The organism is Spirosoma sordidisoli, assembly GCF_004138325.1.
Taxonomy (GTDB): Bacteria; Bacteroidota; Bacteroidia; order Cytophagales; family Spirosomataceae; genus Spirosoma; species Spirosoma sordidisoli.
In genome coordinates, this window is sequence record NZ_SBLB01000010.1 from 135,208 (window position 1) to 162,185 (window position 26,978).

Genomic DNA, 26,978 nt, shown 5'->3' on the forward strand with positions numbered 1-26,978 from the left:
TCAATTAAAACTTGGTATACACTTGCTTTTGGAGGCCGAGCATTTTGATGGCGGTGATGGCGGCTTCGTCGCCTTTGTTACCGTGTTTACCACCCGCCCGGTCGAGGGCCTGCTGCTGATCGTTAGGCGTCAGTACACCAAAGATGACCGGCTTGCTCGTTTTCAGGCTTACGGTGGTGAGACCCTGGGCAACGGCGTGGTTGATGTAGTCGTTGTGTTTGGTTTCGCCCTGAATGACGCAGCCCAGGGCAATAACGGCATCGATATCGTCGCGCAGGGCGAACCACTGCGCGCCCAGCGTCAGTTCGTAGCTACCGGGCACGTTGCCGCGTACAATGTTTTCGGCTTTGGCGCCGTACTGGAGCAGCGTTTGGTAGGCGCCTTTGTAGAGGGCTTCGGTCACCTCGGTGTTCCACTCGGCCACCAGGATAGCAAACCGCCGGTGGCTTACATCCGGCAGTTCAGAAGTGGCGAAAACGCTCAGGTTTTTATCGGCTGAAGACATGGGTCATGTGGCCCGGCAGGCCACGGCTGAATGAGAATCGGATGAAGAAATGGGGGCTAATAAAAAAGGGACAAACCCGATTCGGCTTTGTCCCTGGCAGTATTGATTGATTCAGATACGCTTACGACTCGCCGACCGCTGCTTCGAGCACGGATTTATACTTCTTGGCACTAACGGCCTCGGCAGACTGCGCGTACTTGTCAATAATTTCGTTGTACACCTCGATGGCTTTATCGTTCTGTTTGGCCTGCTCGTGGGCTACGGCCAGTTTCAACAGATAACCCGCCGTAAAGAATTTGTTCGGCTTGTAGTCGGCGGCTTTCCGGTAATGATCGGCGGCCTCGTCATAGCTTTTCTTCTCCATGTAGGCGTCGCCAATGAGGGCATAAGCGCGGGCCTGAACCAGCAGGTCAGACGAACTGAACTCGTTCAGCCGTTCGATAGCCGCGTCATATTTGCCTTGCTTCAGAAGAGCCACACCGGCGTAGAAGCTAGCCAGATCACCAGCTTTGGTAGAGCCATAGTTGTCAGCAACGGCCAGCAGGCCCGGCGTTTTACCATCGCCATTGAGGGCTTTGTTCAGCGAATCGGCTTCAAACTGGTAGACCGAGGGGAACAGTTCAACCTGGGCGGTTTCGTCCTGGCTGCTCTGGTAGTACCGATAGCCGAAGAAACCGACAATCAAGGCAACAATCACCCCAACCACGCCCAGCACGATCGTACGATTCTGCTGAACGAAGTCGCCCACTTCCTCTAATTTGCCTTCTAATGCGTCCGGGTCTTCTAAAAAGTCCAATCCGGGATTCTTTTTGCTCATGCTTTTGCAATTTGGATTGCAAAATTAGAAGTAATTGTGGTTACGGAAAAGGATAATGCTCAAAAGTTTACGAATTCAGGGCGACCTGATCGGCCGTGTCGCGTACGCTCATGATTTCAGACGCCCGAACGGGCCGAATCTGATGCGGTAACAAGGTCTCTACAGCCACAGATTCGCCGGTTAAGGTTACAAATTCAACCTCGAATGCTTTGCTTTCGCCGTAAACCGTTACAATTGTACCTATGTCACCCGCTTTCAGTCGCTTACCAGGTATATCTTCTTGTAAAACGATCAAATCAAACTCAGTCATATCAATACAGGCATGGTTCTGAGAGTGAAACGATAGATATGGCCGCTTGTTTTATAGAAATAGTGCTAACTTTGCCAGTGCTAATCTTCTAAGGGGTGCCCCAAAACAACGGGCTGAGATTATACCCATTGAACCTGCGCAGGTAATGCTGCGAAGGGATGGTAACACCAGGCTGGCTAGTCGGGCCTGATTCTCTAATTAACACATACAACCTCAATACAGGTAGGTTCGGCCCCTTTGCCTATCGTCGCTTTTTCGCTATGAAAAAACAGACGACCTCCTATCTCACCATTACCCTCGCGACTCTGTTGTGGCTGGTCAGCCTGCCCGCCTGGGCTCAGTATTCTATTTCCGGTACAGTCAGCGATGCGGAGGGTGGACCGCTGCCCGGTGCGGCTCTGACCATCGAAGGAACCTATACCGGCACGTTTGCCGATGCATCGGGGGCCTTCCGGCTCACCAATCTCAAACCCGGCCCGGCCACCCTACGGATTTCGCTGCTGGGCTACGAAACCCAGACCCAGGCACTGGACCTCAGCCAGAACGCTACCGTAACGATCGCGCTCCGGAAAGCAGCCATCGCCGTCGACGAGGTCGTGGTCAGCGCTACCCGGGCCAATCAGAAGTCTGCCATTGCCTATACGGACGTGACGCGCCGGGAGCTGAACAAACTCAACCTGGGGCAGGATATTCCGCAGCTGCTCAACTTTACGCCATCTATTGTTACGACTTCCGATGCGGGCGCGGGCGTTGGGTATACGGGTATCCGGATACGCGGTTCCGATGCAACGCGGGTAAACGTGACGCTCAACGGCATACCGTATAACGACGCCGAATCGCAGGGTACTTTCTTCGTCAACATGCCCGATTTTGCCTCGTCGGTGAGTAGCATCCAGATCCAGCGCGGGGTCGGTACATCGACCAACGGGGCGGGGGCGTTTGGGGCGTCGGTGAACATCCAGACCAATTCGCTCGAGAAAAATCCGTATGCCGAGACCAATATCTCGGGCGGCTCGTTCGGTACGCGAAAAGTGAACGTACTGGCCGGAACCGGCCTGCTCAAGTCGGGCGCGATCCCGGGCCACTTTGTACTCGATGCCCGGCTGTCGCGCATCTACTCGGACGGGTATGTGGATCGGGCGTTTTCGGATCTGCGCTCGTTTTACCTGTCGGGCGGGTATTACGCGAAGAAAAGCTTTGTTCGGCTGAACGTGTTCTCGGGTCAGGAACAGACCTACCAGTCGTGGGGCGGGGTGCCCGAGAGTCTGCTCAAGACAAACCGGACCTACAATCCCTACACCTACGATAACGAAACCGACAACTACCAGCAGGATAACTACCAGCTCATCAGCTCGCACGAGCTGAGCCGCAACTGGCGCGCCAACCTGTCGTTTTTCTACACAAAAGGACGCGGCTACTACGAACAGTACCGCGATGGCGAAGACTTCAGCGACTACGGACTGCCCAACGTGGTTATCGGCGACTCGACCATCACGAAAACCGACTTCATTCGCCGGCGCTGGCTCGACAACGACTTTTACGGTACGGTTTTCTCGCTCGACTACAACAGTTTCGGGAAGCTGACAGCCAACATCGGTGGCGGCTGGAACCAGTATGAAGGCAAACATTTCGGCGAAATCATCTGGGCCCGCGTGGCCGGGGCTACCAACATCCGCGATCGGTATTACGATAACGACGCTACCAAAAACGATTTTAACCTCTATGCAAAAGCGTTTTACCAGGTCCGCAACCGGCTCAACGGTTTCCTCGACGTGCAGGTTCGTACGGTATCGTACTCGTTCCTGGGCTTCAACAACCAGCTGGAAAACGTACAGCAGGACGACCGCCTGACGTTCTTCAACCCCAAAGGCGGACTGACCTATACGATCAACGACCGGAGCACGCTGTACGCATCGGTGGGCGTGGGCCACCGCGAACCCAACCGCGACGACTACACCCAGTCAACGCCCGCCAGCCGTCCCCGCGCCGAACGGCTGATCGATTACGAAGCGGGGTACAAATGGCAAACGCAGCGGCTGGCGTTTACGGCCAATGCCTACTACATGAATTACCGCGACCAGCTGGTGCTGTCGGGGCAGCTGAACGATGTGGGTGCCTACAACCGGGTCAACATACCGGTAAGCTACCGCGCCGGTATTGAGCTGGAAGCCGGTACGCAACTGGCCAAAACCCTGCGCTGGAACGTGAATGCTACCTTCAGCCGCAACCGCGTGAAAGGCTTTACCGAATACCTCGACAACTACGACACGGGCGAACAGGTCGCCAACCGCTACGGCGAAACCGACATTTCGTTCTCGCCCGCTGTGATTGCCGGCTCGCAGCTGCTATTCACGCCCGCCAAACGGCTGGAGCTGAGTCTGCTGTCGAAATACGTCGGGAAGCAGTATCTGGACAACACCTCGACCGAGAGCCGGAGTCTGAACCCGTACTTCACGAACGACATCCGGTTCATCTATACCCTGAAGCCGAAGTTTGCCCAGGAAATTGCGTTTACGCTGCTGCTCAACAACGTGCTCAACGAGCTGTATGAGTCGAACGGCTATACCTATGCCTACGTATCGGAAGGGCGCGTAGTAGCCGAAAACGGGTACTATCCGCAGGCTGGGCGTAATTTCCTGGCAGGTATTCGGGTCCGTTTCTAGCGGATTAGCAAGCGCCGGTACGTAGCTGGCTGGCCCGCCGGATGAACCGCAATCTGGTACACGCCGGCTGGCCAGTCGCCCACCGGAATCAGGTAATCGTTCGGACCGCTCACAACGCGAACGGGTCGGGTGTAGGTTCGGCGGCCCAGCAGGTCTACCACGTCGATCTGGGCTGTTCCGGACTTCAGCGCTACGTACCGGACCGTAACCTGCTCGCGGGCGGGCGATGGGAAAACGGTCAGTGCTCCGTCAGTTTCGGGCTGGCTGGCGGTTACGATGGGGGCGCTGAAGAGAAAGGGTTTTCCAATCACGGCCTTGTCGAACTGAGCCGAACTCCACATCAGCCGGGCGTTGGCCACTCCTTCGTTTTCGAGGTAGTCCATGCGAATGTCGTACTGCTGCCCCGCCATCAGCTCAATCTGACCCGTCCATTCGGTATTGGGCTGAACGTCCCACTTGTCGATCAGTAGTTTGTTATTCACCCAGAGCCGTACGCCATCGTCGGTTTCGGTATGAAAAGTATAGGTGCCGGTTAGCGGAGCCAGTACTTTGCCCATCCAGCGAACGGTAAAGTTGTTGTTGCCCACGGTGGGCGAAACCGGATTGTCGCCCCAGTCGAAATCGACCTTATCGTCGATGCGTACGAAAGCGGGTGTGCCCGTCACGTCGGTACTGTTGCGGAAGTATTCGCCCCGCAGCCCGTTTCCGCCCGGTACGGCCAGCGCCTGGTAGTTCATGGTAATTCTGGAGTTGCCATCGGGAACCTCGTACGAAATCGCCGTGGCCGACTGCCCGGTACTCCAGCCCGTGAACCGGAAAAACCCGGTCGGGGTAGCCCGGTACGGTCTGGTATCCAGACTACGGAGCGTACCCACTACAGCCTCAAAGGCGTAGCCCGATTCATGGGGCGACCCATCCAGATAAAACGGGACGGCGCTCAGGCTGCTGGCAATGGTAACGGTAGCCAGTTCGGGTTTCACATCGACCGATGTTTCACTGGTCAGGCCAGATACGTCCGTCACGCGCAGGTGGATACGATACCAGACATCGGTAGAGGTTTCGCCCACGCGGGGTACGCGGTAAATGCCATTGGAGGGGCCGGTTACGGGGTCGAGCGCGGGGTGAATGTGGTCTTCATGGTGGAAGTTGATCCACCAGGTCAGTTTCGCGTTGGCGAGCGGCTGCTGGCTGGCCGTCAGCGCACTGCCCGCAAAGGCAATCACATCGCCTGCCTTGTACGTGGAGTTGGTGGTGGGGGTCCGGATCTGAGCGACGGGCCGCTGCCCCTGAACGACCCGTACCGACATCTGCTCCGATGTGTCGGTGCCCAGTCCGTTGGTAACTATGCAGTGAAACGTAGCGCCATCGTCGGCCAGCGCAGCACTGGAAATGGTGTATTTCTCCTGCGTAGCACCGGGCAGGAGCTTGCCGTTGCGGTACCACTGATAGGCGAGAGGCTTCTGCCCAACGGCACCGACCTCAAACGTGACCGCTTCGCCAACGGCCACGAAGGCGTTGGCCGACTGGCGGGTGATGTAAGGCAGGCCCGAGTCGAAAAACGAAATTTTGTGCAGCGTGCCATTGCCCGTCGCGGTGTTGTCCTGCTGCGTACCTCCGCCGATGCCGGCCCGGGCCAGGTAGTACAGATAGCCGTCGGGACTGGTTGCCAGCGCGATAGGTCGGTCAATGCCGGTGGTAAATGTACCGATCAGCCGGCCTGTTTCGGGGTCGAAGGTCTGGATCGAGCCCGCGCAGTAGTCGGCAAAGAAGATCCGGCTGCGGTACTCGGCCGGAAACCGGATCGTGGGCGGATTATATACCGTCACCCCGGTTACCGCGCAGGCTGGATCATGACCGTAGGCATAGAGCGGATCGCTATAGTTGGCGGGGGCTTCCTGATTGGTCCGGCGCCCTTCGACCAGGGGCCAGCCATAGTTGCGTCCTGCTCTGATGTCGTTAATTTCTTCAAACGCATCGCCACCCACATCGCCCACGATAATTCGCCCCGATACAGGATCGATATCCATCGAAAACGGATTCCGTAAGCCGAGGGCATAAATGGCCCGATAAGAGCCGGTTGTCTGGCCCACGAACGGGTTGTCGGCTGGTATGCTGCCGTCGTCGTTCAGCCGGAGCACCTTGCCCAGCAGGCTGCTCATACTTTGGGCCATGGGTGCGTTGGAGCCTTCGCCGGTGGCTACATACAGTTTCCGGTCGGGGCCAAACCGCAGTACGCCCGCGTTGTGGATGGTGCCAGCCAGCTTGTCGAACTCGAGCAGTATGGTTTCGCTTTTCGGATCGGCCACGGCCCCGTTGGCCCGGAACCGACTCAGCCGATTCCGATCCTGGTCTTTTACCGTGTAGTAGACGTAGATAAACGGCGTTCGCGGAAAGTCGGGATGAAAGCACAGGCCCGACAGGCCGCGCTCGTTGGTGATGTCGACGTTGGGAATGGTAATATACGGATCGGGAGCCAGGGCATCGGCGATGACTTCCCGAATCCGACCGTCTTTTTCAACCACGAACAGTCGCCCGTCGGGCGAAAAGGTGAGCGTGGTTGGGTTCAGGTTACGACCGATCTGCCGTTGAACAAAGCCAGTTGGTAGCTGGGCTGACGCCGATGTGAAAGCAACGCAGGCCAGAATGAGTACAAGTAGACGGAGTAGCATCAAATGAACGAATCATAATCAGGCATCTAAAGTACGCATTAAGCCTATATAATTGCTATCCAATAGCCTGCGCCAGATCTTGAATCAGATCGTCAACGTCTTCGATGCCAACGCTTAGTCGAATAAGCGTGTCTTTCAGCCCGTTTTTTTCGCGCTCTTCTTTCGGGATACTGGCATGGGTCATGCTGGCCGGATGCGTACATAACGACTCCACGCCCCCCAGCGATTCGCCCAGCGAAAAGACCCCGAAACTTTCCATGACGTGAACTGCCTCATCCATCCGGTCGCCGGCCAGCTCGAACGAAAGCATACCGCCAAAGCCGCGCATCTGTCGTTTGGCCAGCTCATGGCCGGGGTGATCGGGCAGACCGGGGTAGTGGACGCGGCTAACTTTCGGATGCTGCTGCAGGTATTCGGCAACGCGCTGGGCATTTTCGCAGTGGCGCTGCATCCGTACGTGCAGGGTTTTGATGCCCCGCAGCACCAGGAAGCAATCCTGCGGGCCCGGCACCGCTCCGCAGGCATTCTGGATAAACGCCAGTTGCTGAGCTGTGTCGTCATCGTTCAGGACAATAGCCCCCATAACCGTATCGGAGTGGCCGCCGAGGTATTTGGTGACAGAATGCACCACGATATCGGCACCCAGATCGAGCGGGTTTTGCAGATAGGGCGATGCAAACGTATTGTCGACCACCAGCCGGATGCCGCGGGCCCGGGTCAGGGTTGCAACGGCGGCAATATCGACCAGGCGCAGCAGCGGGTTGGTTGGCGTTTCGATCCACACCATTTTGGTGGCGGGCGTAATAGCCGCTTCGAGGGCTGCGGGGTCGGCCAGGTTGACGAACGAAAATTTTAGCCCAAACTCCTGGTAGACCCGCACCATGATGCGGTAGGTGCCGCCGTAGAGGTCGTTGCTGGCAATGATTTCGTCGCCGGGGCGGAATAATTTCAGGATGGCGTCGGTAGCGCCCAGACCTGAGGCATAACAGATGCCATGTTTGCCGTTTTCGAGGGCTGCGAGGTTATTTTGCAGCACCGTTCGGGTGGGGTTCTGGGTCCGGGCGTATTCGTAGCCTTTGTGTTTACCGGGCGACTCCTGCACATAGGTCGACGTCTGGTAGATGGGCGTCATGATAGCGCCCGTTGTCGGGTCCGGCTCAATACCGGCATGTATGGCTTTGGTTGCGAAGTTCATAGGGCGAAGGTAATACAGACTTTAGGTCGATTGTACACAAAACCTACCCCCTGGTCGTTAACCCTGTATAGTGAAGCAAGCCATCCTCCAAAAAATCACCGGTCCTGCGCTGGCAGGGGTACTGATGTCGGTAACGCCCATCGTGTTTACGTCGGTGCTCAGTTATTATGCCGTTGTGTATGAATCCTACATCGCCGGTCTGACCGCCTGGCAGTGGGCGGGACTTACGCTGCTTTTTTCGCTTACATCGGCTGCCCTTACGCCACCAACCATGCTGGCGCTGCTGTTCGGTTATTTTCTGGGGTGGCAGGCGGTATTACCGATTTTTGTAGTCAATCTGGGCGGTATTCTATTCATCAACCAGCTCGTTCACTGGATCGATCATGACCGGTTTATCCGGTTCCTGCGCCGAAACCCCAAAGCGCAGTCGGTGCTGGATCGTATTCTGGATAAAGAGCTGGAGGTGATTTTCTTCGCCAAGTTATCGCCCATTCTTCCGTTCGGACTGACCAACCTGCTTTTTGCCTTGTCGGGTGCCCGGCTCCGGAATATTTTGCTGGGCGGTTTTCTGGGTATGACGCCCCGAACGCTGCTGGCTGTCTGGTCGGGCCGCGAAGCCCACGAAATCCGGGCCCTGCTCGACAACCCGAATCAAAGCCTGTGGGGAGAGGTCATCATTGCCGCACTGATCCTGGTCTCCATCGCTGGCCTCTGGCAAGTCCTGCGCCGGGCGCTGGCCTAAGCTTAGCCCGCATTCATCCGTTCACTCACCGTGTTTCGTCCGGATGGTGTGGTTGTCATGGTGGTTGGTGGGTCGGTGTCGGTCACCGTGGTCCGTGTCCTCACGGACCACCTCTGCGTCAGCAATACCATCCGGTCAGATGGTCCGACTGCGTGTCCGCACCAGGACACGCACCACGGTGATGCAATAATCAACTTACCCAACCAGTAGCAGGTGGCTGAACGACCAGTCGGGTCGTTAACGGAACGCGGTTGGTTACACCCGCTCGGCGGTTAGCTCGATGAGATGGTTATGGCCGGTTCGGAAAACGGTCAGTTCAAACCGGTGAAGCCGGTCGGTGAGCGGGAGCAGATAGCGACCCGGAACGATCCGATCAAACGCCCCCGCAAACAACCGAACCCGCACCGGATGCGTGTTAAGCAACTGCGCTATGGCCGGAATTCGGGGACTGATGAGCCGAAACTGGGTCCAGCTCCGGTAAACCAGGTCGCGCTGCGCGGGCGTACTGAGCGACAGTTCGGCAAACCGCATGGCCGTGCGGTTCAGCAGGCCCAGCTGCACCAGCGTATGGCCCACATCGGTCAGGATAGGCAAATGGTGAAGCATGTAGCGGAACAGCGCACGACCGGCGCGGGTGCTGGTGGCCAGCTGGTACCAGAAACTGCGGGTAATACCATCGGGCGCAATCAGTAGTAGCTCATCGACCCGGCTGGCAAAGGCTTCGGTGGTGGCCAGGGCAAACCGACCGCCCAGGCTAAACCCCATCAGCGAAAACCGCTCGATACCGTGCGTTTCCAGAAACGCGTCGAGTAACCTTTGCCAACTGGTTTTGGTTAGTAGTGGGTTGCCGGTATGCAGGCTTTGTCCGTGTAAGAACAAATCGATCGCAAACACCGTGAAGCGGCTGCCAATAGCCCGTTGCAGGTGCTCAAAAACGACACTACTTTGCCCAAACCCGTGAAACGCGAGCAGGACCGCCGGGCCGCTGCCAAACACCCGAAACGCGATTCGAGTGTCCTGTACGTCGAAAAACTGGATGCGGGTAGCGTGGGGCATACATACAAAGGTAACTGATGACGCCACAAAGGGTGTCCGTTCACTAACTAACCAGTCATTAGCCTCATTTCTTATGCGCTTATTTGCCAACCTAGCTGAATTTTCGGCCCATGCCGGCCAGTCGCTCGGCGAAACCGAGTACATGACCATTACCCAGGATATGGTCGACCAGTTTGCCCAGGCTACCGGCGACCAGCAGTGGATTCATACCGACCCTGAGCGGGCGGCCCGCGAATCGCCGTACAAAACCTCCATTGCGCACGGGTTTCTGACGCTTTCGCTGGCGCCGAAGCTGATGGCCGAAATCTACCGGGTCGAGTCGGTGAAAATGGGCATCAACTACGGGGCTAACAAGATCCGGTTTACCAATGCCGTTCCGGTTGGGAGCCGGCTGCGTATGAAAGCCTGGCTCCACCATGCCGAACCCGATCAGCGAAGCACGCAAACGAATTCGGACCCCGGAGAAGTACCGGCCGTTCGGGCCATCGTAGAATGTGTCTTCGAAGTAGAAGGAGAACATAAGCCCGCCTGCGTGGCTGAGCTGATTACGTTACTGATAGAGCAGTAAGGTTGTAGAGTAGTATGCAAGCATACTATTTGTACGGCAAATTATATACCTTTACACCAAAATCAACAAACACGAAACGCACAATTCAGATGGCAACGGCAATGCTGGAGTTACAGGGATTGAATTTTAATTTAACGGAAGAACACCTCGCCGTACAGGAAGCCGCCCGCGATTTTGCCCAAAGTGAATTGCTGCCGGGCGTCATCGAGCGCGATAACGAGCAGAAATTTCCGACCGAGCTGATCCGGCGCATGGGTGAGCTGGGCTTTCTGGGTATGATGGCTTCGCCCGATTACGGCGGGGGCGGCATGGATACGGTCTCGTACGTGATCGCGATGGAAGAACTGTCCAAAGTCGATGCATCGGCCTCGGTTATCGTATCGGTCAACAACTCACTGGTCTGCTACGGCCTCGAAGCCTATGGTACCGAAGAGCAGAAACAGAAGTATCTGACCCGACTCACCTCCGGCGAAACCGTTGGCGCGTTCTGCCTGTCGGAGCCCGAAGCCGGCTCTGACGCCACCTCCCAGCAGACAACCGCCGAGGATATGGGTGACTATTATTTGCTGAACGGTACCAAGAACTGGATCACCAACGGTAACTCGTCCGGTATCTGCCTGGTAATTGCCCAGACCGACCGCGAAAAGAAACATAAAGGCATCAACTGCCTCATCGTCGAGAAAGGAGCGCCGGGCTTCGTAGTCGGCAAAAAGGAAGATAAAATGGGCATCCGCGCGTCTGATACGCACTCGCTACTGTTCACCGACGTAAAAGTGCCCAAGGAAGATCGGATTGGCGAAGATGGCTTCGGCTTTAAATTTGCTATGTCAACCCTCAACGGCGGCCGGATCGGTATTGCGGCCCAGGCGCTGGGTATTGCGGCAGGTGCTTACGAACTGGCTCTCAAATACAGCCAGGAGCGCCGGGCATTTGGCAAGCAAATATTTGATCATCAGGCCATTCAGTTCAAGCTGGCTGAGATGGCCACGAAGATCGAAGCGGCCCGGCTGCTGGTTTACAAAGCCGCGCGGCTCAAAGACGAGCGTAAAGATTACGTTCAGGCCGCTGCCATGGCCAAGCTGTTTGCCTCTGATGTGGCCATGTGGGCAACTACCGAAGCCGTACAGATTCACGGGGGCTACGGCTACGTGAAAGAGTTTCACGTTGAGCGGCTCATGCGCGACGCTAAAATCACGCAGATCTACGAGGGTACGTCGGAAATCCAAAAATTAGTGATTGCCCGGGAGCTCATCCGGTAGCTTTTCGGCCGGTTAAATAGAATTATTCCGTACTTAAAATGCGTGTTCATATCGAATACGCATTTTTTTTTTATCATCCGGAAACTTTTATACTTGTATTAGTTTTGTACAAATTATTAGTTTTGTGCAAATTTACGCGAAATAAGAATCGGCACGCACCCCCCTTTCAACTATGGAAGACTATAATAAAATTATCGAGTCGTTGGGCGTAAAGTTTATCAAGGCCCGCAACATCCGGATTTTACAGCCCATCACCATCAAGAATTTTTACGATGTTGAGAACACGCTATTGATTTTATACAATGGTGATGTATGCATTGGCGATGAGAAGACAAAGGTCGAAGCCGGGGATATGCTGTTTATTCCGGGAGGAAAACACGTCACCGTCACCTACGGCGATCCGTCGAATCCCAAATCGGTATCGAACGAAGAGTTTATGACCCACCGGGAGATGTATTTCGAAGGAAATCATGATCCCAAGCTGATTGGGCACCTGCCCAACTCGTTCGGTTACGTGTCGTTTGAAGCAAAAGTGTTTGACTCGGTCAACTTCTTCAACTCGCTCGACGTGCCGCCGTTCATCATCAAACGCGAAGATCATCTGGCCAATACCATCAACCAGATTCTGGCCGAAGACATGACCGATCTGGCCGGCAAGGGGCGGATCATCAAGATAAAGACGGAGGAGATCGTAATCGAAGTGGTTCGGTACATCCTCAAAAACCGCCTGTTCGTTGAGCAGCTGGTTACCAACAGCACCTACTTCAAGGACCCCCGCCTGATCGATATCTTTGCCTACATAAAAGACAACCTCGGTGGCGACCTCTCGAACAAGGTCCTCGCTAACGTAGCTAACGTATCAGAAGATTACGTTGGTCAATACTTCAAGATGCTTACGGGCATCAACCCGCAGGATTACATCGAATACCAGCGCATGGAGTCGGCGGTAGGCCTGCTCCGGACCAGCAAGAAGAGCATTCGGGCCATCGGCGCCGAGGTCGGTTACAAAGACACGGCTTACTTCTGCCGCCGGTTCAAGATGATGTTCGGGATTCCGGCCGGTAAGATGCGCCGTCGGGAGTCGCTGATGAACGTATAACAAAAAAGGCGGGCCGCAAAGCCCGCCTTTTTCATTGCATGTTTACCTCGATGGGCAGGGTGTAAAAAACCGCCACCGGTCGGCCGCCCACTTCGCCGGGTCGCCAGCGGGGCATTTTTTCGACGGCCGTAACGATAGCCGCCATGAACTCCTGCATGCCTTTCTTGTTCTCCCGGGTAAGCGGCTTGGTCGTAATCCGTACGTCGTGGACCGAGCCGTCAACGTCGACGATGAATTTGGCGGCTACCGGCCCCGTGTTGGCGTTTTGCCGCATTAGCGACCCCGGAAACTTGATGTTCGTAGCCAGATACCGGCTGAGGGCGGCTTTACCCCCCGGAAATTCGGGCTGGCGTTCGGCTACGGTATACACCTTCCCGGTCGACTGCTGCGCCCGGACGATAGACATGGGTGACTGGCTCAAAACAACGGTGCCCAGCAGACACAGCGTAGCTTTCAGAATGGCTCTCATATATTAAGCTTGTAAGACCGACTGATTAATTTCCCGCACAACCGCCGACAGCTGAGGTAACAGGTCGGGGTCCTGTTCGATGCCGTTGCCGACAACGATCAGATCAGCCCCGGCTTTGAGAGCGTTATAGGCTTTCTCGCCCGAGTTGATACCTCCTCCCACAATAATCGGCACGTCGACGACGGACCGAACGGCCGCAATCATATCGGGCGAGACGGGCCGGCGGGCGCCACTACCCGCGTCCAGATACATCAGTTGAAGCCCCAGCATCTCGCCGGCCATAGCCGTACAGGCAGCCACACTGGGTTTATCGGCAGGAAGCGGCATGGTACCGCTGATGTAGGAAACCGTGGTCTGTGCCCCACTGTCGACCAGCATGTAGCCCGTTGGCAGTACTTCGAGGCCACTCTTTTTGAGCAGTGGGGCTGCAATGACGTGCTGACCGATCAGAAATTCGGGATTACGCCCGGAGATGAGCGAGAGAAACAGGATGGCGTCGGCGGTGGGCTCGATATGCAGCGAGTTGCCCGGAAACAGCACCACCGGAACAGGCGAGTAAGCCCGCAAGGTGCTAATCACTTCGGCATGTCGGTAATCGGTTACCAGACTGCCCCCAACCAGAAAGAAATCGATAGGATGAGTGTTCGCGCGCTGGAGCAAGGCTATAAGCGCGTCCTGCTCGACCTTATCGGGGTCGAGCAGGACGGCCAGCGACTTTTGTCCCGACGTTTTATGACGCCGAAGTGTATCTAGCAGGCTGACTGGTTGCCTTTTCGTGGTACTGCGTTGGATCGGCGGTGGGGTTGATGGCATTATTCTGACGGATGCGGGCTAAAAAACCCATTAACTGCTCGCGGGCAATGTTGGTCAGTACCGACGTTACCAGACCTCCGATCAATCCGCTTGCGGCCGCTGCTTTTTGCGTTTCTTTTGCGTGTTTTTTTACTGCCTTCCGCGTTGACGGCGCAGCTGCCTCCAAATCCTCGTCGTATGAATCGTCCTCATCGTCATAATCGCGATCTTCAGGCTCACCGTATTTCTCGGCATACCGGTATTCATCCGACTTAGGCAGTACCGCATTAACAACCAAATATACGGCTAAAGCGGCACCTGCAACAAATGCAGCTGTCCGGCCCAGCTCGGTCGCGTCGCCTTTGATAGAATCAACGCTATCGGTGATCGAATCTTTGAACCGCTCGGTAGCAGCCATCAGTTGTGCCCGGCGGGCGGTTGTGTCGGCAAATGGTACTTTGGGATCTTCCATTAGTTTACGCTTGAGTTATTGTATTGATCTGTAAAAAACAACAGGCTAACCGCCTGCCTGTCAGTAGGCTCGTGGTGACGACTGGTTTTCGCCAAGGCTACCGCCACCGCCAATCGCCGTGCGGGTCTGCGCCATCAGTTCTTCAACCGCTTCTGACTTTTCTTCTTGCTTTTTCTCCTGGCTTTTCTTGATAGCGCTATAGGCAGCCACCCGGATTTTCGACTTAAAAAAGTCTTTAGCGGCCAGCCAGATGATGGTCATCAGCAGAAAGAAGCCGGCAACGATCAGAAAGCCAAGGTACCGGCTGTTGGTAACCTCGTTGAGGTAAGCCGCCAGCAGACTGAACAAAAAGATGGTTGTCATAGTGGCCAGCAGGGCTAGTACGATGCCATGAATACCCACTACAACTCCCTCCTCTACTTTACTGCGCGTTTCAAGTGTAAATAACTCAATACGAGCTTCCAGGTAGCGGAATATATTCTCCCGAATTTCCTCTAAGCGCTCCAGCATGATCTTGTTTATTAGTTTTCACTATGGGGTATCTACAAAAAAGCGTCCATTTTGTTCAAAAAACAGAGGGTCTGAGCGCTCAACTGTGTATGTGGTTACGAAGGGGCTTTATTTGCCGGAAGAGGGGGTGATTTTCGGAGGCAGGTGCTAAAGGAACCCGGCTCGCTGCATGCTGGGCGGGCCGGGGTTAAATTGCGGGCTGGCAGACGGGGTTGCCAAATGGACACAGGATTGTAGAAAAATACCCACTCTGGCTGGTCTTCATACGTCCAGCCATAAACGCAAACAGCCCAGGAAGTTCACCTCCTGGGCTGTTTGCGTTAAAATCGTTGATGCGAATGACAGGAAACGTCGTATCGGCAACTAAGCCGTTAGTTCGATTGCCGTAGTTTGGCTTCGATCGTCTGTTGTGTGTGCGGAACGGCCCGCAGCCGCTCTTTAGGAATCAGCTTGCCCGTGTCTTTACAGATACCATACGTGCCGTTTTTGATGCGGACCATAGCGGCTTCGAGCTGCTGGATGAATTTCTGCAAGCGGGCGGCCAGCTGGCTGAGGTTTTCGCGTTCGCTGGTGTCAGCACCATCTTCAAGCAGTTTTGAGTTGCCAGATGTATTGTCGGTGCCGCTGTCGTTCCGTTTACTGAGCGTTTCCTTGATGTAATTCAACTCGCTACGGGTGGCGTCCAGCTTCTGACCGATGAGTTCCTCAAACTCTTTCAGGTCTTCTTCCGAATATCGTTTTTTCTCTTCTTGAACCATAGTAAGGACTATGTTAGATGGGGCACGTGCAACTGACTGCAAAATTAACGGTTTACGGCCGTTTTTTCAATATGCGACTTAGATTACGGTCGTTTTTTTGGAAAATTAGTAAACTGAGAATTGACAAAAATTCAAATGAATCTTTGGTGGTGTTTGCGTTCATTAAAAAAGAATTTGGTCGCTATTCAAGAACGAACCTATTTATGTGGAATGCGATTTTTAGATTAATCTGAGAAAAAATATACTTTTGATAATGTAATTGCCTATTTATTAAGTTTGCGGGACACTTCATTGTATTTTTCGTTTAAAGACAGAATGAACCGCATGGCCATGGCATATATTGAACCAGCACCGATAAAAGATAAAGAGAATCCACTGGAGTCCATGATGTCCCGCTTCGACGCTGCCGCGCGAATGCTGGGTATATCAGACGAGATGTACGATATTCTTAAAGTACCTGCCCGTCAGGTCATTGTTGGGCTGCCCGTTACGATGGATAACGGGAGCATCAAAGTGTTTGAAGGGTACCGCGTTATTCACTCCAACATCCTCGGCCCGGCCAAGGGTGGGATCCGGCTCGACCCCGGCGTTCACCTCGATGAGGTGCGGGCGCTGGCGGCCTGGATGACCTGGAAATGCGCCGTTGTTGACATTCCTTATGGCGGGGCCAAGGGCGGTATCGCCTGCAACCCCCGCGAGATGTCGGCGGGGGAGATCGAACGCCTGATCCGACAGTATACCGTGGCGATGCTCGACGTAATCGGACCCGACCGCGACATTCCGGCGCCCGACATGGGTACCGGCCCCCGCGAAATGGCCTGGATTGTGGACGAATACTCGAAAGCCAAAGGCATGACCGTCAACAGCGTCGTAACGGGTAAGCCACTCGTACTGGGCGGCTCGCTGGGGCGCACCGAAGCAACGGGCCGCGGGGTTACCGTGGCTGCGCTGTCGGCCATGGATAAGCTGCGGATGAATCCCTACCGGACAACGGCCGCCATCCAGGGTTTCGGGAACGTAGGCTCGTTTGCGGCCGAACTGCTCCACGAGCGTGGCGTTACGGTGGTGGCTGTCAGCGATATTTCGGGCGGCTATTATAACGCGTCGGGTATCGACATTACGGCGGCTGTGACGTACCGCAATGCCAACAAGGGTACGCTCGACGGATTCAGCGGAGCCGAAAAGATCACCAACGAAGAATTGCTCTCACTGCCTGTCGATGTCCTGGTGCCGGCCGCTAAAGAAGACGTCATCACCGACGATAATGCCGGGTCGATTCAGGCCAAAATGATCGTGGAGGGCGCCAACGGCCCAACCTCTGCTTCGGCCGACGAGATCATCAATAGCAAGGGTATTCTGGTAGTGCCCGATATTCTGGCCAATGCCGGGGGCGTAACGGTATCCTACTTTGAATGGGTACAGAACCGCATCGGCTACAAATGGACCCTCGACCGCATCAACCGCCGGGCCGACCGCGTCATGAAAGATGCCTTTGACCGGGTGTTCGAAACGTCGCAGAAATACCAGGTGCCTATGCGGCTGGCCGCCTACATCGTAGCCATCGATAAAGTGGCGAGCACCTACAAGTTCCGGGGAGGATATTAATTCGGAACAGCATGTATACGGCATAATGCCTAATTTTGCCCGTTCTCACAGGGGGCTGACCCATTATTCAGTATACATTACACACGTTAACGATGCGTTTACACCGGGAAGGGTACACCATAATGCTGACAACGGGGCTGGTTTTGCTGGCTCTGAATTTGCTAGCTTACTTTTATTTGTTTTCTGACAATAGCCTGGCTATCGTGCTGCTGGCGGTAGCCAGCCTCATCCTCTTTGGGCTGATTGTTCAGTTCTTCCGGGTACCTAACCGCGCGCTGACGCTGCACGACGCCCAGATCATCGCTCCGGCCGATGGGACAATCGTCGTTATCGAGGAAACCGAAGAAAGCGAGTATTTCAAGGAGCGTCGGCGGCAGATTTCCATTTTTATGTCGCCCCTGAACGTACACGTCAACCGGAATCCGGTGTCGGGTGTTGTGCGGTACTTTAAATACTATCCTGGTAAATACCTGGTCGCCTGGCATCCGAAATCCAGTACGGAAAACGAACGGACAACTATTGTCATTCAGGCTAAAAACGGCGTCGAGGTGCTGTTTCGGCAGATTGCCGGTGCGGTGGCCCGTCGTATCCGGTGGTACGTAAAAGAAGGTCAGCCCGTTGAGCAGGGCCAGGAGATGGGCTTTATCAAATTCGGATCGCGGGTGGATGTGTTTCTGCCGCTCGATGCTGATATTAAAGTCAACATTGGCGAACGTACCAAAGGGGGCGTTACCGTTCTGGCAGAATTGAAGGACTAAAAATACAGAGGGTAAGCAAAGCAGGGTCAGCAGAAGCGGGAAAGCCATACCGGGTTTCTCTTTCTGCTGACCCTGTTTTGTGTTATCAGACCTGTACGCTGAGTAACTCGCCCCGCTCGCTTTCAGTCACGATCAGGCCCAGCTCGCCCGAGGGGTCGAAGGTGCAGTTAGTTGGGTTAGCGCCGGGCAAATGGAGATCGCGAACAAACTCGCCTTCGGACGAAAAGACCCGGATAAGTCCCGCGCCGAACACGGCCGTATAGATGAACCCGTCGGGCCCCAGGGTCATACCATCTGGACCGGGAATCGGTTCGCCAGCGGGGGCCTCCGTAACGACGGTCCACACCCGGATAGTTTCCCAGCTTAGGCCGATAGGGTCCCAGAAGCCGCTCCAGATGCGGTGGCGGTGGGTTTCGGCAATGAGCAGGGTAGGTACGCTGGTGTTGAGCAGCGCCAGCCCGTTGGGGTACATCAGCCCGTCGGTTATTACTTCAGCATGACCTCTGGGGTCCAGCACCGCCACATAACCAAGCTGCTCATCGTCTGGCGGACCCGGGCAGGAGAAAATCAGATTGCCCTGCGTGTCGAACAGCAGATCGTTGGGCATGTTGAGCGGCTTTCCGTCAAGCTCGCTCAAGGCGGTATCGATTTTTTTGGTGTCGACGTTCATTCGTCGGATGGCCTGCTGACCGGAATCACAGAACCAGATGAAACCATCCCGGAAAACGGCGCCGTTGGGGCGCCCGCCGGTATGAACACGCATTGTACTTCCGTCTTTATCACGGCAAAACAACCCTTCACCTTCCTGTTCTACGCACCAGAGACATCCCGAATCGTCGAAAGTGGGCCCTTCCGGAAACCGTAATCCTGTTGCTAATACTCGTACACTGTCCATGTCATCGGTTGTTGAGTATGAGTAAAGTGTAACCGACCCAATAGCGTCGGTGTCTGGTATAGACAATGTTCATATAATACGCAGGCTGCTATTTTGTTTTCATATTCTATTTATTTGATAGACCAATAAGTAAGTAACCCTTCTTCGCCAAACCGTATTCACCGGATAAGGGCAGATCCTGTCTGGATTATTCGTTGAAATACTTGTATCTTTATGGTATCACGAAGAATTTCTTGCCATGACATACGACTATATCATTGTAGGAGCCGGTTCGGCAGGCTGCGTGCTGGCTAATCGGCTATCGGCCGACCCGACGGTATCGGTGCTGCTGCTGGAGGCTGGCGGGCCCGATACTAAATTTGAGTTGCAGGTACCGGCCGCGTACTCGAAACTGCACGGTACCGACGTTGACTGGGGTTTCTGGACCGAACCTCAGCCAGCGCTGAACGGACGGCGCATGTACCAGCCTCGCGGGAAAACCCTGGGTGGCTGCTCATCGACCAACGCCATGGCCTACGTGCGGGGCAACCGACGCGATTACGACGACTGGGCAGCACTGGGCAATACGGGCTGGGCCTATGAAAACGTGCTGCCGTATTTCATCCGCTCCGAATTCAATGAACAGATCGATCAGCTCGACGAGCGGTATCACGGCGCGCATGGTCCCCTCAATGTCACCTTTGCGACCGGCTTTCAGACCCCGCTGGCCCGGGCATTCGTAGACGCCTGCGGGCAGGTCGGCATTCGGGCCAATCCCGACTGCAATGGGGCTGAGCAGGAAGGAGCGGGCCTGATGCAGTTTACGATCAAAAATGGGAAGCGCCACAGTGCCGCAACGGCGTTTCTGAAACCTGTAATGAGCCGGCCTAACCTCACGGTTATCACCAGAGCGCATACAAAACAGGTGTTGATTACCAACGACCGCGCCACGGGTGTCGAGTTTATTACGGGAAAAAACAGGACACAGACCGCAATGGCCCGGCAGGAGGTTATTCTGTCGGCCGGGGCTTATCAGTCGCCCCAGCTACTGATGCTGTCGGGGATCGGTCCGGCCGACGCGCTGCGGCAGTCGGGTATAGCGCTGAAGAAAGAGTTGCCCGGCGTTGGGCAGAACCTGCAGGACCACCTGTTTACGGGGGTGAGCAGCCTGGCGTCGCAGCGGGGCATTTCGTCCAATTTTCACCTCAAGCCGCTCAACCAGCTCAAGGCGCTGGGAACCTGGCTCCTGTCGAAGAAGGGCCCGCTCAGCATCAGCCCGCTCGAAGCGGTGGCGTTTGTCCGGACTGAGCCGACGCTGGACCGGGTTAATATGCAGTTTCATTTTGCGCCCGTACACATGGGCGATTCGTACACGGCCGATATGTACGATCTGTCGACCTGGCCCACCACCGATGGGTATATCGTTCTGCCAACGCTGCTGCTGCCCAAAAGCCGGGGCTATATCGGCCTGCGTTCGGCTAACCCGCTCGACGCGCCCGTGATTCAGCCGAACTACCTAACCCACGAAGACGACCGGCGTGTGCTGATCCAGGGCGTTCGGCAGGCGCTGGAGATCAAACAGGCCGATGCGTTCGGTCCTTTTCGGCAGCGGGTACATCCGACGGCCGGCAGCTCAGACGATGTGATCTGGGCGCATATTCTGCAGCAGCTCGAAACGGTATATCACCCGGTGGGTACATGCCGAATGGGAACCGACGAGATGGCCGTTGTTGACGCCGATCTTCAGGTTCGGGGGATCGACGGGCTGCGCGTCATCGATGCGTCGGTTATGCCAACTATTGTGTCGGGTAATACCAATGCACCCACGATTATGATTGCCGAGAAAGGGGCTGATCTGATCCTGGGATACGAGCCCGACGCGCTGTCGGCAATCCATACCAAGGCCGCGATGCCCACAGATCGGCTGTAGCGGGACTGGCGCGTGTGGGCTGCTGGTGCGTATGAGACGCGATGGCCGGTGCGCCGGTGCGATCGCGTCTCTACAGGGTGGCCAGGTTGCTGATGTTGCGCTCCACGACTTCGACGACTACGATGTCGGGGCGCTCTGCGCTGACGAGGCTGGTGTCCAGCTTTTTGTCGCGCACGAAAAACGATTCCTGAAAATAAGCGGCCATAAACGGCATCATGCTGTGGCTGAACGAGTCGCCAATGAACAGTAACCGACCGACGCCCGGCCCGGTGAAGCGCGTAGACGGGAAACCAGACGCCGGGTTCGGTACGGTAGCCGTCTGACGGGCTACCCGGTTGGCGTTCGGTTGAATGTAATAAAAGACCTCGTCTTTCCGCTCGTTCTGTACCGTCATCATCGTTACCAGATCGCCCCCTCCTCCGCGCTGTTTCTCGATGCGAAAATCGCTCAGCAGAATAGGGGGGCGAGTAGGCTGATCCTGCCGGATGCGGTTGAGCAGAGCCGCGCTGCCAATCAGGGTGCCGTAGTCGTTCCAGTGCGTATCGGTCTGGTAATACACAACGTGCCGACGTTTCTCGGCCCGCAGCGTATCGCGAATATCGATAAAGGGGACGCTGGTTGCCGAAACGGCCTCCCGCAATACGTCCAGGCGGGTAGGGCCGGGGGCGGGTTGCAGGTGATCGGGCAGGTTTTCCGGGTAAATCGAATGGGAGTCGGGCGCGATGAGTACGTACAGCCGGATGCCCTGTCGGGCCAGTTCCTGCTGGCGCTGCGCGAGGTGACTGGCTATGTAGCGGGCCGAGTCGGGCGAGAGCGGCTGCAGGCCCCGGTGCTGATCAACCACGCGGTTATAGCTGTTGCCGAGAAAAAACCAGCCATTCTTGCCGACAACTACTTTTTCGGGCAGGGGCGACTGGCCCAGCAGGTTCAGTTTCCAGCGGCTGTAACCATAGAACAGCGCATTCCGCCAGCCGAAATTCTCTTTGTAATAGCGGTCAAACTGGCGCACAAAACTCCGGACGTGCGGAAAGTTGAGCGGGGGGATACCACTGATAGCCCGGTTTTCGGTACTGCTGAAGCGGGAAGACAACCCCAGCAGCTGATCGAGCGTGGGGAGCAGCAGCAGGCCGGCAAAAACAAAACAAAGTAGTTTGAAACGGGCGTTCATACGAGCGATACCGGTTCCTGGAGCCTCGGCAGATGGGCTAGAACCTGAAATAAATAAATGGATTATAGGTGTTGGCAGCCAGGTAGGCTACCGCCATAACGAACAGACTGACCAGTCCCAGTACATAGGCCGTATCCAGGGTCAGGCGCGCCCAGTTCGTAGCCAGCCGCGTCAGCAGCCGTCGCCACACGTTCTGGAAACTATGATAGACCGGCGTGGCCAGGATGAACCCCAGCCCCAGCGACACCAGCAGCTCGGCGTTGATGAAATAGCTGAGCGGATAAGCCACCGACTCGCCCGCCGGTACCAGCCCCAGCATCTTGCCCAGATACGCCATGGCCGAGTTCAGATCGGCGGCCCGGAAAAAGACCCAGCCCACCAGCACCACCGCCAGCGTGTAGACATGACCCACCAGGGCCGGCGCGCGGTCGAGTCGCCGGGCCAGACCGGCCCGCTCGATGAGCAGAAAAAGGCCATGGTACAGACCCCAGACAATGAAGTTCAGGCTGGCGCCGTGCCACAAACCCGTCACGAAGAACACGATCAGCAGGTTGCGGTAGGTGCGGGCTTTACTGCCCCGGTTCCCGCCCAGCGGAATATACAGGTAATCGCGGAACCAGCTCGACAGCGAGATATGCCAGCGACGCCAGAAATCCTGAATGGAGCGCGCAATGTAGGGGTAGTTGAAGTTCTCCTTGAAATCGAAACCGACCATCTTGCCGAGCCCGATGGCCATGTCCGAATAACCCGAAAAGTCGAAGTAAATCTGTAGCGAATAGGCCACGATACCGAGCCAGGCCGTGGCGGCCGGGTAACTGTCGGGGGGGGCGTTGAAGATGGTGTCGGCCAGGCTGGCGAAGGTGTTGGCCAGCAGCACTTTCTTGGCTAGTCCGATAATGAATCGTTCGGCACCGACGCCGAACTTTTCGAGCGTCACGCTGCGGTCGGTCAGCTCGGGGGCTATATCGGCATAGCGAACGATGGGCCCCGCAATCTGGTGCGGGAACATGGCTACGTAGGTGCCGTAATCGAGAAAGCTGCGGTTGGCCCGAATACGACCCCAGTAAATATCGAGCGTGTAGGAAATACCCTGAAAGGTATAAAAGCTGATACCGATCGGCAGCGCAATCTGAGCCAGGGTGAGACTGTCCGAAACCGGCATGGCCAACGCTTCGGCAAAGCCCCGGGCCGAATCGACCAGAAAGTTGGTGTACTTGTAATAAAACAGCAGCGACAGGCTTCCTGCCAAGGAGAGCAGCAGCCCCGTCCGGCGTTTACCGGCTTCGATGAGTCGGCCAGCCAGAAAGTTGATAGCCGCCGACACCAGCAACACCAGCACCACCGGTCCTTCGCCCCAGGCGTAGAACAGCAGACTAGCCCCAAACAACAACGCATTTTTCCAACGGCGGGGCGTCAGGTAATAGGCGATGAGGAAAAAAGGAAGGTACAGAAACAGAAAAATCGCGGAACTGAACAGCATCAGGCGAATATAATTTGTGGCAAAGGTAGACTATTGGGTAGCGTCTTGCCAAAACTAGGCCCGAAAGGCGTAGGTAGCTAGAGTTGCGACAGCAAATTAATGTTTCGTTCTACGACTTCAAATACCACAATATCAGGCTTTACCGCATTGAGCAAACGGGCGTCGAGCCGACAGTCGCGTACAAAAATTGACTCACTGAAATAGTGGGGTAAGTATTGCATGACAAACAAACTGAACGAGTCGCCAACGAACAGTAGCCGCGGCTGGCTACAGTCCGTTCCGGTAAACCGCAGAATGGGGTAGGGCGATCCGTAGCGTTGGGACAAGGTATCGGGGGGCGGCAGGCTTCGACCGTCGGTGCGCTGCACGTTATAATACAGCGGATCTTTAATGCGCTGCTGCAACCCGATCATACGCACCAGATCACCCCCGAAACCGGGCGATGGCGTAATGGTATAGGCCGACGAGTCGACGACAGGCAGGCGCGCGTTCAGCCGGTGCAGGTGTTTCATCAGAGCCGCACAGCTAACCAGCGAACCAACGTTGTTCCAGTGGGTATCGGTCTGGTAGTAGAGCTGATAGCGTCGCTTGGCGGCTTGAAGGGTATCGCGCAGGTCGATGAAGTGAATACCTGGCAACCGGCTGATGTGACGGTGCAGCACATCCAGACGGGACGGTCGGTGGGGGTTGACCAGTTGTTCGGGCAGGTACTCGCTGTAAACAGACTGGGCATCGGGCGGAACAACAACAATCAGCTGGCTGTGATAGCGGGCCAGCTCGGCCTGCCGATGGTGCAGGTGGGTCAGGAGGTTCGTCAGCGAATCGGCGGGCCAGGGAAGCAGGCCCCGGTGCTGATCCATGACTCTGTTTTCGCTGTTACCCAGAAAAAACCAGCCTTGTCGGCCGATGACTACTTTTTCGGGCAGGGGCGACTGGCCCAGCACAAACAGTTTCCAGCGGCTGTACACCTGAAACAAGGCATCGCGCCAGCCAAAGGTCTGTTTGTAATAAGCTTCAAAATCGCGCTTGTAACGCATGACGTGCGGAAACTCAAAAACGGGTCTGCGAAGCCGTTGTCGGTTTTCAGTGTTCTCGAACGAAACCGACAGCCCCAGCATGCAGTCAGCAGTGGGCAGCAGGAGCAACAGGGCAAATAACAAAGCAGTTAACTTGTACGTAAACGGATGCCTCATACCGGCCTGGATAAAGAGTAAGTGTGGAGCCTATCCCTTAAAGAAGAGATGATTACAAACTTAATTTATTGCTGATACATCGGTAAAGTAGAGAGAGTTGTGTCGAAACGGGTAGATTTGTTTAGTTAGCTGAAAGTGGTTCATTCAGAGTGCTTTGTATGATTAACTTTGTCTGTTCGGGCTGGGCGGGCCAGTATTGAATTTCGTAAGCGGTAACTAGCCGTGGCGACGTATACGTTGTGGTTCAGTTGATTAGATCTGATTGTATGAGTCTGGTGACGACTACATACCGGTGCCGGCTGCTGCGGATATCCTCGATGCGATACGTGGTTGGGGTGTTGATGCTTGTCGGTATGGCCCGCTGTACGGCCGATTATCCGGCTACGAATACGGCCGTGCCGCCACAATCGACGGGACCTGTATCGACTACGCCCGCTCCGGCAACGACTACGCCCGGCTCGACCCCGCCGACTAGCCCAGCAACGTCGGTAGACACCCTGACAGCGCTACCGCCCCCCCGTTTCGAGCCTGACGGGGGCAATCTGTACGCAGGTACGCCCGTACGACTGGTGGCCGACTCGCTACCGCCCCAGGCCGTTGTCGAGTATTCGGTTGATCAGGGCGTGAGCTGGACAGTGGGCGATCGGTTTCCGCTGATGGATGGGGGCGTACTGCTGGCCCGGGTTCGGGTGGGCACAAAAGCCGCGCAGCGTCGCAGCAGACCGTTTTCGGTGTATTTCAACCGGGTGCTGATAATCGGCAACAGCATCATGGAGCATCTGCCGGTGCCGTCGTTGGGCTGGTTCAATAGTAACGGAATGGCCGCTTCGTCTCCGCAGCACGATTTTGTCTATCTGCTGACGCAGCAGCTCAAAGCCCTACAGCCAGCTGTGGTGGTCAGGCTACAGAACGGGGGCAGCTTTGAACGAAATTACGCGCAGATGAACCTGGCCGACTGGGATGAATCGCTGCGGTTTGCTCCTGACCTTGTTGTTGTGCGGATTGCCGAGAATGTAGCCGAAGACCAGGTAGACCGGCTCCGTTTCGAAACGTATTACCGCAACCTGCTAACCCGCTTCGCGGCCAGCGCCGGGCCAGTGAAGATCGTCTGCTCAACGAGTTTCTGGAACCAGCCGCGTACCGACGCCATCATCCGCAGCGTGGCCGCTGAAAAAGGATACCCGGTGGCTGACCTGAGCGCGCTGGTCGATAAACCGGAGTATATGGCCAGCCAGTATAAAAACCCCGACGTGGCCCGGCACCCTAACGATCGCGGCATGCAGCAGATCGCCAGTCTGTTGTGGGCCAGTATTCAGTGACCGAACTGGCTACTACGCCAGCAGCCGCTACTGACGGGTCAATAGCGGCTGCTGGCGCATAGGATAAGACGGATCAGAAGAACGACAATCGCAGAATGAAAGGACTGCTGCCGTAAATAGCCCGGGCCACGCTGCTGTTGGCGTTCAGGTTATAAAGCGCCGTCAGGTTAACCCCAAACCGGCGGCTGATGGGCTGCATATACGTCAGGCCCAGCAGGGGAGACGTAAGCCCAAGGCTGGCTTTCTGGTTCAGCTGGTCGTACCGCACCTGGATGGTCGTATTTTCTACTTCGCCATGCAGGTACAGATTGGGCAAAATGGACGGAATGGCTTCGTACATCACAAAACCGCGGCCACCGTACTGGTTGTAGGTTTCGACGGGTACCGTTGAGCCGGTGTTGGTGATGCCTTTGTAACGCGTGTACGTATAGCTGGCCCCGACGCCAACCAGCAGTCGCTCGGTGGCCTGATAGGCAATAACGGGCGATGCGCCCAGGCTAAACGGGTTGCCAAACCGGAAGCCATTGATACCACCCCCGAACCGAAGCCGCTGGCCGAACGGGAGAGGACGACCTTCGGGAGTCTGGGTGCGGAGCGGGTCTTTGCCCTGGTCGCGCCGGTCTTCGGGATCTTCGGTAAGCTGCCCGAAGCTTACGGTGCTGCTGAGCAGAGCCGCGATGACGAGTATTTTCTGGATATGATTCATGATGATGCGAAAGTGCTATTCAGCACGATTAGTAACGAAATCGGCCCGTTCAATAGTACGC

25 protein-coding genes are annotated in these 26,978 nt (G+C 55.9%); 9 read left to right on the top strand and 16 right to left on the bottom strand.

Annotated elements, in window-relative coordinates; genetic code table 11:
- Positions 1-4: 4 nt before the first annotated feature.
- The 3 genes from ribH to EQG79_RS27010 form a co-directional block, all read right to left on the bottom strand.
- Entirely contained in the window at positions 5-505 is a 501-nt protein-coding gene (gene ribH / locus EQG79_RS27000) for a 6,7-dimethyl-8-ribityllumazine synthase (RefSeq protein WP_077922406.1), read from the bottom strand.
- Between the two features lie 121 nt (positions 506-626).
- Positions 627-1,322 (bottom strand): tetratricopeptide repeat protein, encoded by a 696-nt coding sequence (locus EQG79_RS27005; RefSeq protein ID WP_077922405.1) that lies wholly within the window; start codon positions 1,320-1,322, stop codon positions 627-629.
- 67 nt (positions 1,323-1,389) lie between these two features.
- The gene (locus tag EQG79_RS27010) at positions 1,390-1,632 is read right to left on the bottom strand and encodes a DUF4926 domain-containing protein (RefSeq protein ID WP_129605836.1); all 243 of its coding nucleotides are present in this window, start codon (positions 1,630-1,632) and stop codon (positions 1,390-1,392) included.
- A gap of 260 nt (positions 1,633-1,892) precedes the next feature.
- Between EQG79_RS27010 and EQG79_RS27015 the strand changes: the two genes are divergently transcribed.
- The gene (locus EQG79_RS27015) at positions 1,893-4,295 is read left to right on the top strand and encodes a TonB-dependent receptor (protein WP_129605838.1); all 2,403 of its coding nucleotides are present in this window, start codon (positions 1,893-1,895) and stop codon (positions 4,293-4,295) included.
- Here EQG79_RS27015 and EQG79_RS27020 read toward each other — a convergent pair.
- Positions 4,292-6,964, bottom strand: a complete 2,673-nt coding sequence (locus tag EQG79_RS27020) for a PQQ-dependent sugar dehydrogenase (RefSeq protein WP_129605840.1) — start codon at positions 6,962-6,964, stop codon at positions 4,292-4,294. The two genes, EQG79_RS27015 and EQG79_RS27020, sit on opposite strands and share 4 nt — an antisense overlap.
- Positions 6,965-7,019: 55 nt before the next feature.
- Positions 7,020-8,159: a cystathionine gamma-synthase gene (locus tag EQG79_RS27025; RefSeq protein WP_129605842.1), complete on the bottom strand. Its 1,140-nt coding sequence runs from the start codon at positions 8,157-8,159 to the stop codon at positions 7,020-7,022.
- A 70-nt stretch (positions 8,160-8,229) separates the two neighbouring features.
- Between EQG79_RS27025 and EQG79_RS27030 the strand changes: the two genes are divergently transcribed.
- Positions 8,230-8,901 carry a TVP38/TMEM64 family protein gene (locus EQG79_RS27030; RefSeq protein ID WP_129605844.1) on the top strand — a complete coding sequence of 224 codons (672 nt, stop codon included), beginning with the start codon at positions 8,230-8,232 and terminating at the stop codon, positions 8,899-8,901.
- A 255-nt stretch (positions 8,902-9,156) separates the two neighbouring features.
- On the opposite strand, the gene EQG79_RS27035 is transcribed toward EQG79_RS27030, so the two are convergent.
- Positions 9,157-9,957, bottom strand: coding sequence for an alpha/beta hydrolase (locus tag EQG79_RS27035; RefSeq protein ID WP_129605848.1), 801 nt, complete (start codon positions 9,955-9,957; stop codon positions 9,157-9,159).
- Positions 9,958-10,030: 73 nt separating this feature from the next.
- On the opposite strand from EQG79_RS27035, the gene EQG79_RS27040 reads away from it, so the two are divergent.
- The 3 genes from EQG79_RS27040 (at position 10,031) to EQG79_RS27050 (ending at position 12,883) form a co-directional block, all read left to right on the top strand.
- Positions 10,031-10,525, top strand: coding sequence for a MaoC family dehydratase (locus EQG79_RS27040; protein ID WP_077922398.1), 495 nt, complete (start codon positions 10,031-10,033; stop codon positions 10,523-10,525).
- An 89-nt stretch (positions 10,526-10,614) separates the two neighbouring features.
- On the top strand, positions 10,615-11,784 hold the full coding sequence (locus tag EQG79_RS27045; protein WP_129605852.1) for an acyl-CoA dehydrogenase: 1,170 nt from the start codon (positions 10,615-10,617) through the stop codon (positions 11,782-11,784).
- Between the two features lie 172 nt (positions 11,785-11,956).
- The gene (locus EQG79_RS27050) at positions 11,957-12,883 is read left to right on the top strand and encodes an AraC family transcriptional regulator (RefSeq protein ID WP_077922396.1); all 927 of its coding nucleotides are present in this window, start codon (positions 11,957-11,959) and stop codon (positions 12,881-12,883) included.
- Positions 12,884-12,914: 31 nt separating this feature from the next.
- Here EQG79_RS27050 and EQG79_RS27055 read toward each other — a convergent pair whose 3' ends face one another.
- The 5 genes from EQG79_RS27055 to EQG79_RS27075 form a co-directional block, all read right to left on the bottom strand.
- Positions 12,915-13,352 (bottom strand): energy transducer TonB, encoded by a 438-nt coding sequence (locus EQG79_RS27055; protein WP_129605855.1) that lies wholly within the window; start codon positions 13,350-13,352, stop codon positions 12,915-12,917.
- A gap of 3 nt (positions 13,353-13,355) precedes the next feature.
- Positions 13,356-14,165, bottom strand: a complete 810-nt coding sequence (locus tag EQG79_RS27060; RefSeq protein ID WP_077922394.1) for a geranylgeranylglyceryl/heptaprenylglyceryl phosphate synthase — start codon at positions 14,163-14,165, stop codon at positions 13,356-13,358.
- A complete protein-coding gene (locus EQG79_RS27065) occupies positions 14,083-14,616 on the bottom strand; it encodes a hypothetical protein (protein ID WP_129605859.1) in 534 nt (177 codons plus the stop codon). The genes EQG79_RS27060 and EQG79_RS27065 overlap by 83 nt, the downstream gene beginning before the upstream one ends.
- Before the next feature lie 60 nt (positions 14,617-14,676).
- Complete coding sequence (locus EQG79_RS27070) at positions 14,677-15,126, bottom strand: phage holin family protein (protein ID WP_077922392.1); 450 nt, start codon at positions 15,124-15,126, stop codon at positions 14,677-14,679.
- A 371-nt stretch (positions 15,127-15,497) separates the two neighbouring features.
- On the bottom strand, positions 15,498-15,884 hold the full coding sequence (locus EQG79_RS27075) for a TraR/DksA family transcriptional regulator (protein WP_077922391.1): 387 nt from the start codon (positions 15,882-15,884) through the stop codon (positions 15,498-15,500).
- Between the two features lie 330 nt (positions 15,885-16,214).
- On the opposite strand from EQG79_RS27075, the gene EQG79_RS27080 reads away from it, so the two are divergent.
- Positions 16,215-17,489, top strand: coding sequence for a Glu/Leu/Phe/Val family dehydrogenase (locus EQG79_RS27080; RefSeq protein WP_170315670.1), 1,275 nt, complete (start codon positions 16,215-16,217; stop codon positions 17,487-17,489).
- 92 nt (positions 17,490-17,581) lie between these two features.
- Positions 17,582-18,247, top strand: a complete 666-nt coding sequence (locus EQG79_RS27085) for a phosphatidylserine decarboxylase family protein (RefSeq protein WP_129605865.1) — start codon at positions 17,582-17,584, stop codon at positions 18,245-18,247.
- A gap of 85 nt (positions 18,248-18,332) precedes the next feature.
- Here EQG79_RS27085 and EQG79_RS27090 read toward each other — a convergent pair whose 3' ends face one another.
- Entirely contained in the window at positions 18,333-19,142 is an 810-nt protein-coding gene (locus EQG79_RS27090) for an SMP-30/gluconolactonase/LRE family protein (protein WP_129605868.1), read from the bottom strand.
- 238 nt (positions 19,143-19,380) lie between these two features.
- Here EQG79_RS27090 and EQG79_RS27095 point away from each other — a divergent pair, with 238 nt between their 5' ends.
- A complete protein-coding gene (locus EQG79_RS27095) occupies positions 19,381-21,051 on the top strand; it encodes a GMC family oxidoreductase (RefSeq protein ID WP_129605871.1) in 1,671 nt (556 codons plus the stop codon).
- Positions 21,052-21,121: 70 nt separating this feature from the next.
- On the opposite strand, the gene EQG79_RS27100 is transcribed toward EQG79_RS27095, so the two are convergent.
- The 3 genes from EQG79_RS27100 to EQG79_RS27110 form a co-directional block, all read right to left on the bottom strand.
- The gene (locus EQG79_RS27100; protein ID WP_077922387.1) at positions 21,122-22,219 is read right to left on the bottom strand and encodes an alginate O-acetyltransferase AlgX-related protein; all 1,098 of its coding nucleotides are present in this window, start codon (positions 22,217-22,219) and stop codon (positions 21,122-21,124) included.
- A gap of 37 nt (positions 22,220-22,256) precedes the next feature.
- A complete protein-coding gene (locus tag EQG79_RS27105) occupies positions 22,257-23,699 on the bottom strand; it encodes an MBOAT family O-acyltransferase (protein WP_129605873.1) in 1,443 nt (480 codons plus the stop codon).
- 77 nt (positions 23,700-23,776) lie between these two features.
- Positions 23,777-24,892 (bottom strand): alginate O-acetyltransferase AlgX-related protein, encoded by a 1,116-nt coding sequence (locus tag EQG79_RS27110; RefSeq protein ID WP_129605875.1) that lies wholly within the window; start codon positions 24,890-24,892, stop codon positions 23,777-23,779.
- Between the two features lie 266 nt (positions 24,893-25,158).
- Between EQG79_RS27110 and EQG79_RS27115 the strand changes: the two genes are divergently transcribed.
- On the top strand, positions 25,159-26,211 hold the full coding sequence (locus EQG79_RS27115; RefSeq protein ID WP_236648815.1) for an SGNH/GDSL hydrolase family protein: 1,053 nt from the start codon (positions 25,159-25,161) through the stop codon (positions 26,209-26,211).
- Positions 26,212-26,284: 73 nt separating this feature from the next.
- Here EQG79_RS27115 and EQG79_RS27120 read toward each other — a convergent pair whose 3' ends face one another.
- Complete coding sequence (locus tag EQG79_RS27120) at positions 26,285-26,917, bottom strand: hypothetical protein (protein WP_077922383.1); 633 nt, start codon at positions 26,915-26,917, stop codon at positions 26,285-26,287.
- Between the last annotated feature and the right edge of the window lie 61 nt (positions 26,918-26,978).

What these genes read in the sequence shown, in the direction of transcription:
- ribH (WP_077922406.1), bottom strand. Translation starts at nt 505, where the DNA reads ATGTCTTCAGCCGATAAAAACCTGAGCGTTTTCGCCACTTCTGAACTG.
- EQG79_RS27005 (WP_077922405.1), bottom strand. Translation starts at nt 1,322, where the DNA reads ATGAGCAAAAAGAATCCCGGATTGGACTTTTTAGAAGACCCGGACGCA.
- EQG79_RS27010 (WP_129605836.1), bottom strand. Translation starts at nt 1,632, where the DNA reads ATGACTGAGTTTGATTTGATCGTTTTACAAGAAGATATACCTGGTAAG.
- EQG79_RS27015 (WP_129605838.1), top strand. Translation starts at nt 1,893, where the DNA reads ATGAAAAAACAGACGACCTCCTATCTCACCATTACCCTCGCGACTCTG.
- EQG79_RS27020 (WP_129605840.1), bottom strand. Translation starts at nt 6,964, where the DNA reads ATGCTACTCCGTCTACTTGTACTCATTCTGGCCTGCGTTGCTTTCACA.
- EQG79_RS27025 (WP_129605842.1), bottom strand. Translation starts at nt 8,159, where the DNA reads ATGAACTTCGCAACCAAAGCCATACATGCCGGTATTGAGCCGGACCCG.
- EQG79_RS27035 (WP_129605848.1), bottom strand. Translation starts at nt 9,957, where the DNA reads ATGCCCCACGCTACCCGCATCCAGTTTTTCGACGTACAGGACACTCGA.
- EQG79_RS27040 (WP_077922398.1), top strand. Translation starts at nt 10,031, where the DNA reads ATGCGCTTATTTGCCAACCTAGCTGAATTTTCGGCCCATGCCGGCCAG.
- EQG79_RS27045 (WP_129605852.1), top strand. Translation starts at nt 10,615, where the DNA reads ATGGCAACGGCAATGCTGGAGTTACAGGGATTGAATTTTAATTTAACG.
- EQG79_RS27050 (WP_077922396.1), top strand. Translation starts at nt 11,957, where the DNA reads ATGGAAGACTATAATAAAATTATCGAGTCGTTGGGCGTAAAGTTTATC.
- EQG79_RS27055 (WP_129605855.1), bottom strand. Translation starts at nt 13,352, where the DNA reads ATGAGAGCCATTCTGAAAGCTACGCTGTGTCTGCTGGGCACCGTTGTT.
- EQG79_RS27060 (WP_077922394.1), bottom strand. Translation starts at nt 14,165, where the DNA reads ATGCCATCAACCCCACCGCCGATCCAACGCAGTACCACGAAAAGGCAA.
- EQG79_RS27065 (WP_129605859.1), bottom strand. Translation starts at nt 14,616, where the DNA reads ATGGAAGATCCCAAAGTACCATTTGCCGACACAACCGCCCGCCGGGCA.
- EQG79_RS27070 (WP_077922392.1), bottom strand. Translation starts at nt 15,126, where the DNA reads ATGCTGGAGCGCTTAGAGGAAATTCGGGAGAATATATTCCGCTACCTG.
- EQG79_RS27075 (WP_077922391.1), bottom strand. Translation starts at nt 15,884, where the DNA reads ATGGTTCAAGAAGAGAAAAAACGATATTCGGAAGAAGACCTGAAAGAG.
- EQG79_RS27080 (WP_170315670.1), top strand. Translation starts at nt 16,215, where the DNA reads ATGGCATATATTGAACCAGCACCGATAAAAGATAAAGAGAATCCACTG.
- EQG79_RS27085 (WP_129605865.1), top strand. Translation starts at nt 17,582, where the DNA reads ATGCGTTTACACCGGGAAGGGTACACCATAATGCTGACAACGGGGCTG.
- EQG79_RS27090 (WP_129605868.1), bottom strand. Translation starts at nt 19,142, where the DNA reads ATGGACAGTGTACGAGTATTAGCAACAGGATTACGGTTTCCGGAAGGG.
- EQG79_RS27095 (WP_129605871.1), top strand. Translation starts at nt 19,381, where the DNA reads ATGACATACGACTATATCATTGTAGGAGCCGGTTCGGCAGGCTGCGTG.
- EQG79_RS27100 (WP_077922387.1), bottom strand. Translation starts at nt 22,219, where the DNA reads ATGAACGCCCGTTTCAAACTACTTTGTTTTGTTTTTGCCGGCCTGCTG.
- EQG79_RS27105 (WP_129605873.1), bottom strand. Translation starts at nt 23,699, where the DNA reads ATGCTGTTCAGTTCCGCGATTTTTCTGTTTCTGTACCTTCCTTTTTTC.
- EQG79_RS27110 (WP_129605875.1), bottom strand. Translation starts at nt 24,892, where the DNA reads ATGAGGCATCCGTTTACGTACAAGTTAACTGCTTTGTTATTTGCCCTG.
- EQG79_RS27115 (WP_236648815.1), top strand. Translation starts at nt 25,159, where the DNA reads ATGAGTCTGGTGACGACTACATACCGGTGCCGGCTGCTGCGGATATCC.
- EQG79_RS27120 (WP_077922383.1), bottom strand. Translation starts at nt 26,917, where the DNA reads ATGAATCATATCCAGAAAATACTCGTCATCGCGGCTCTGCTCAGCAGC.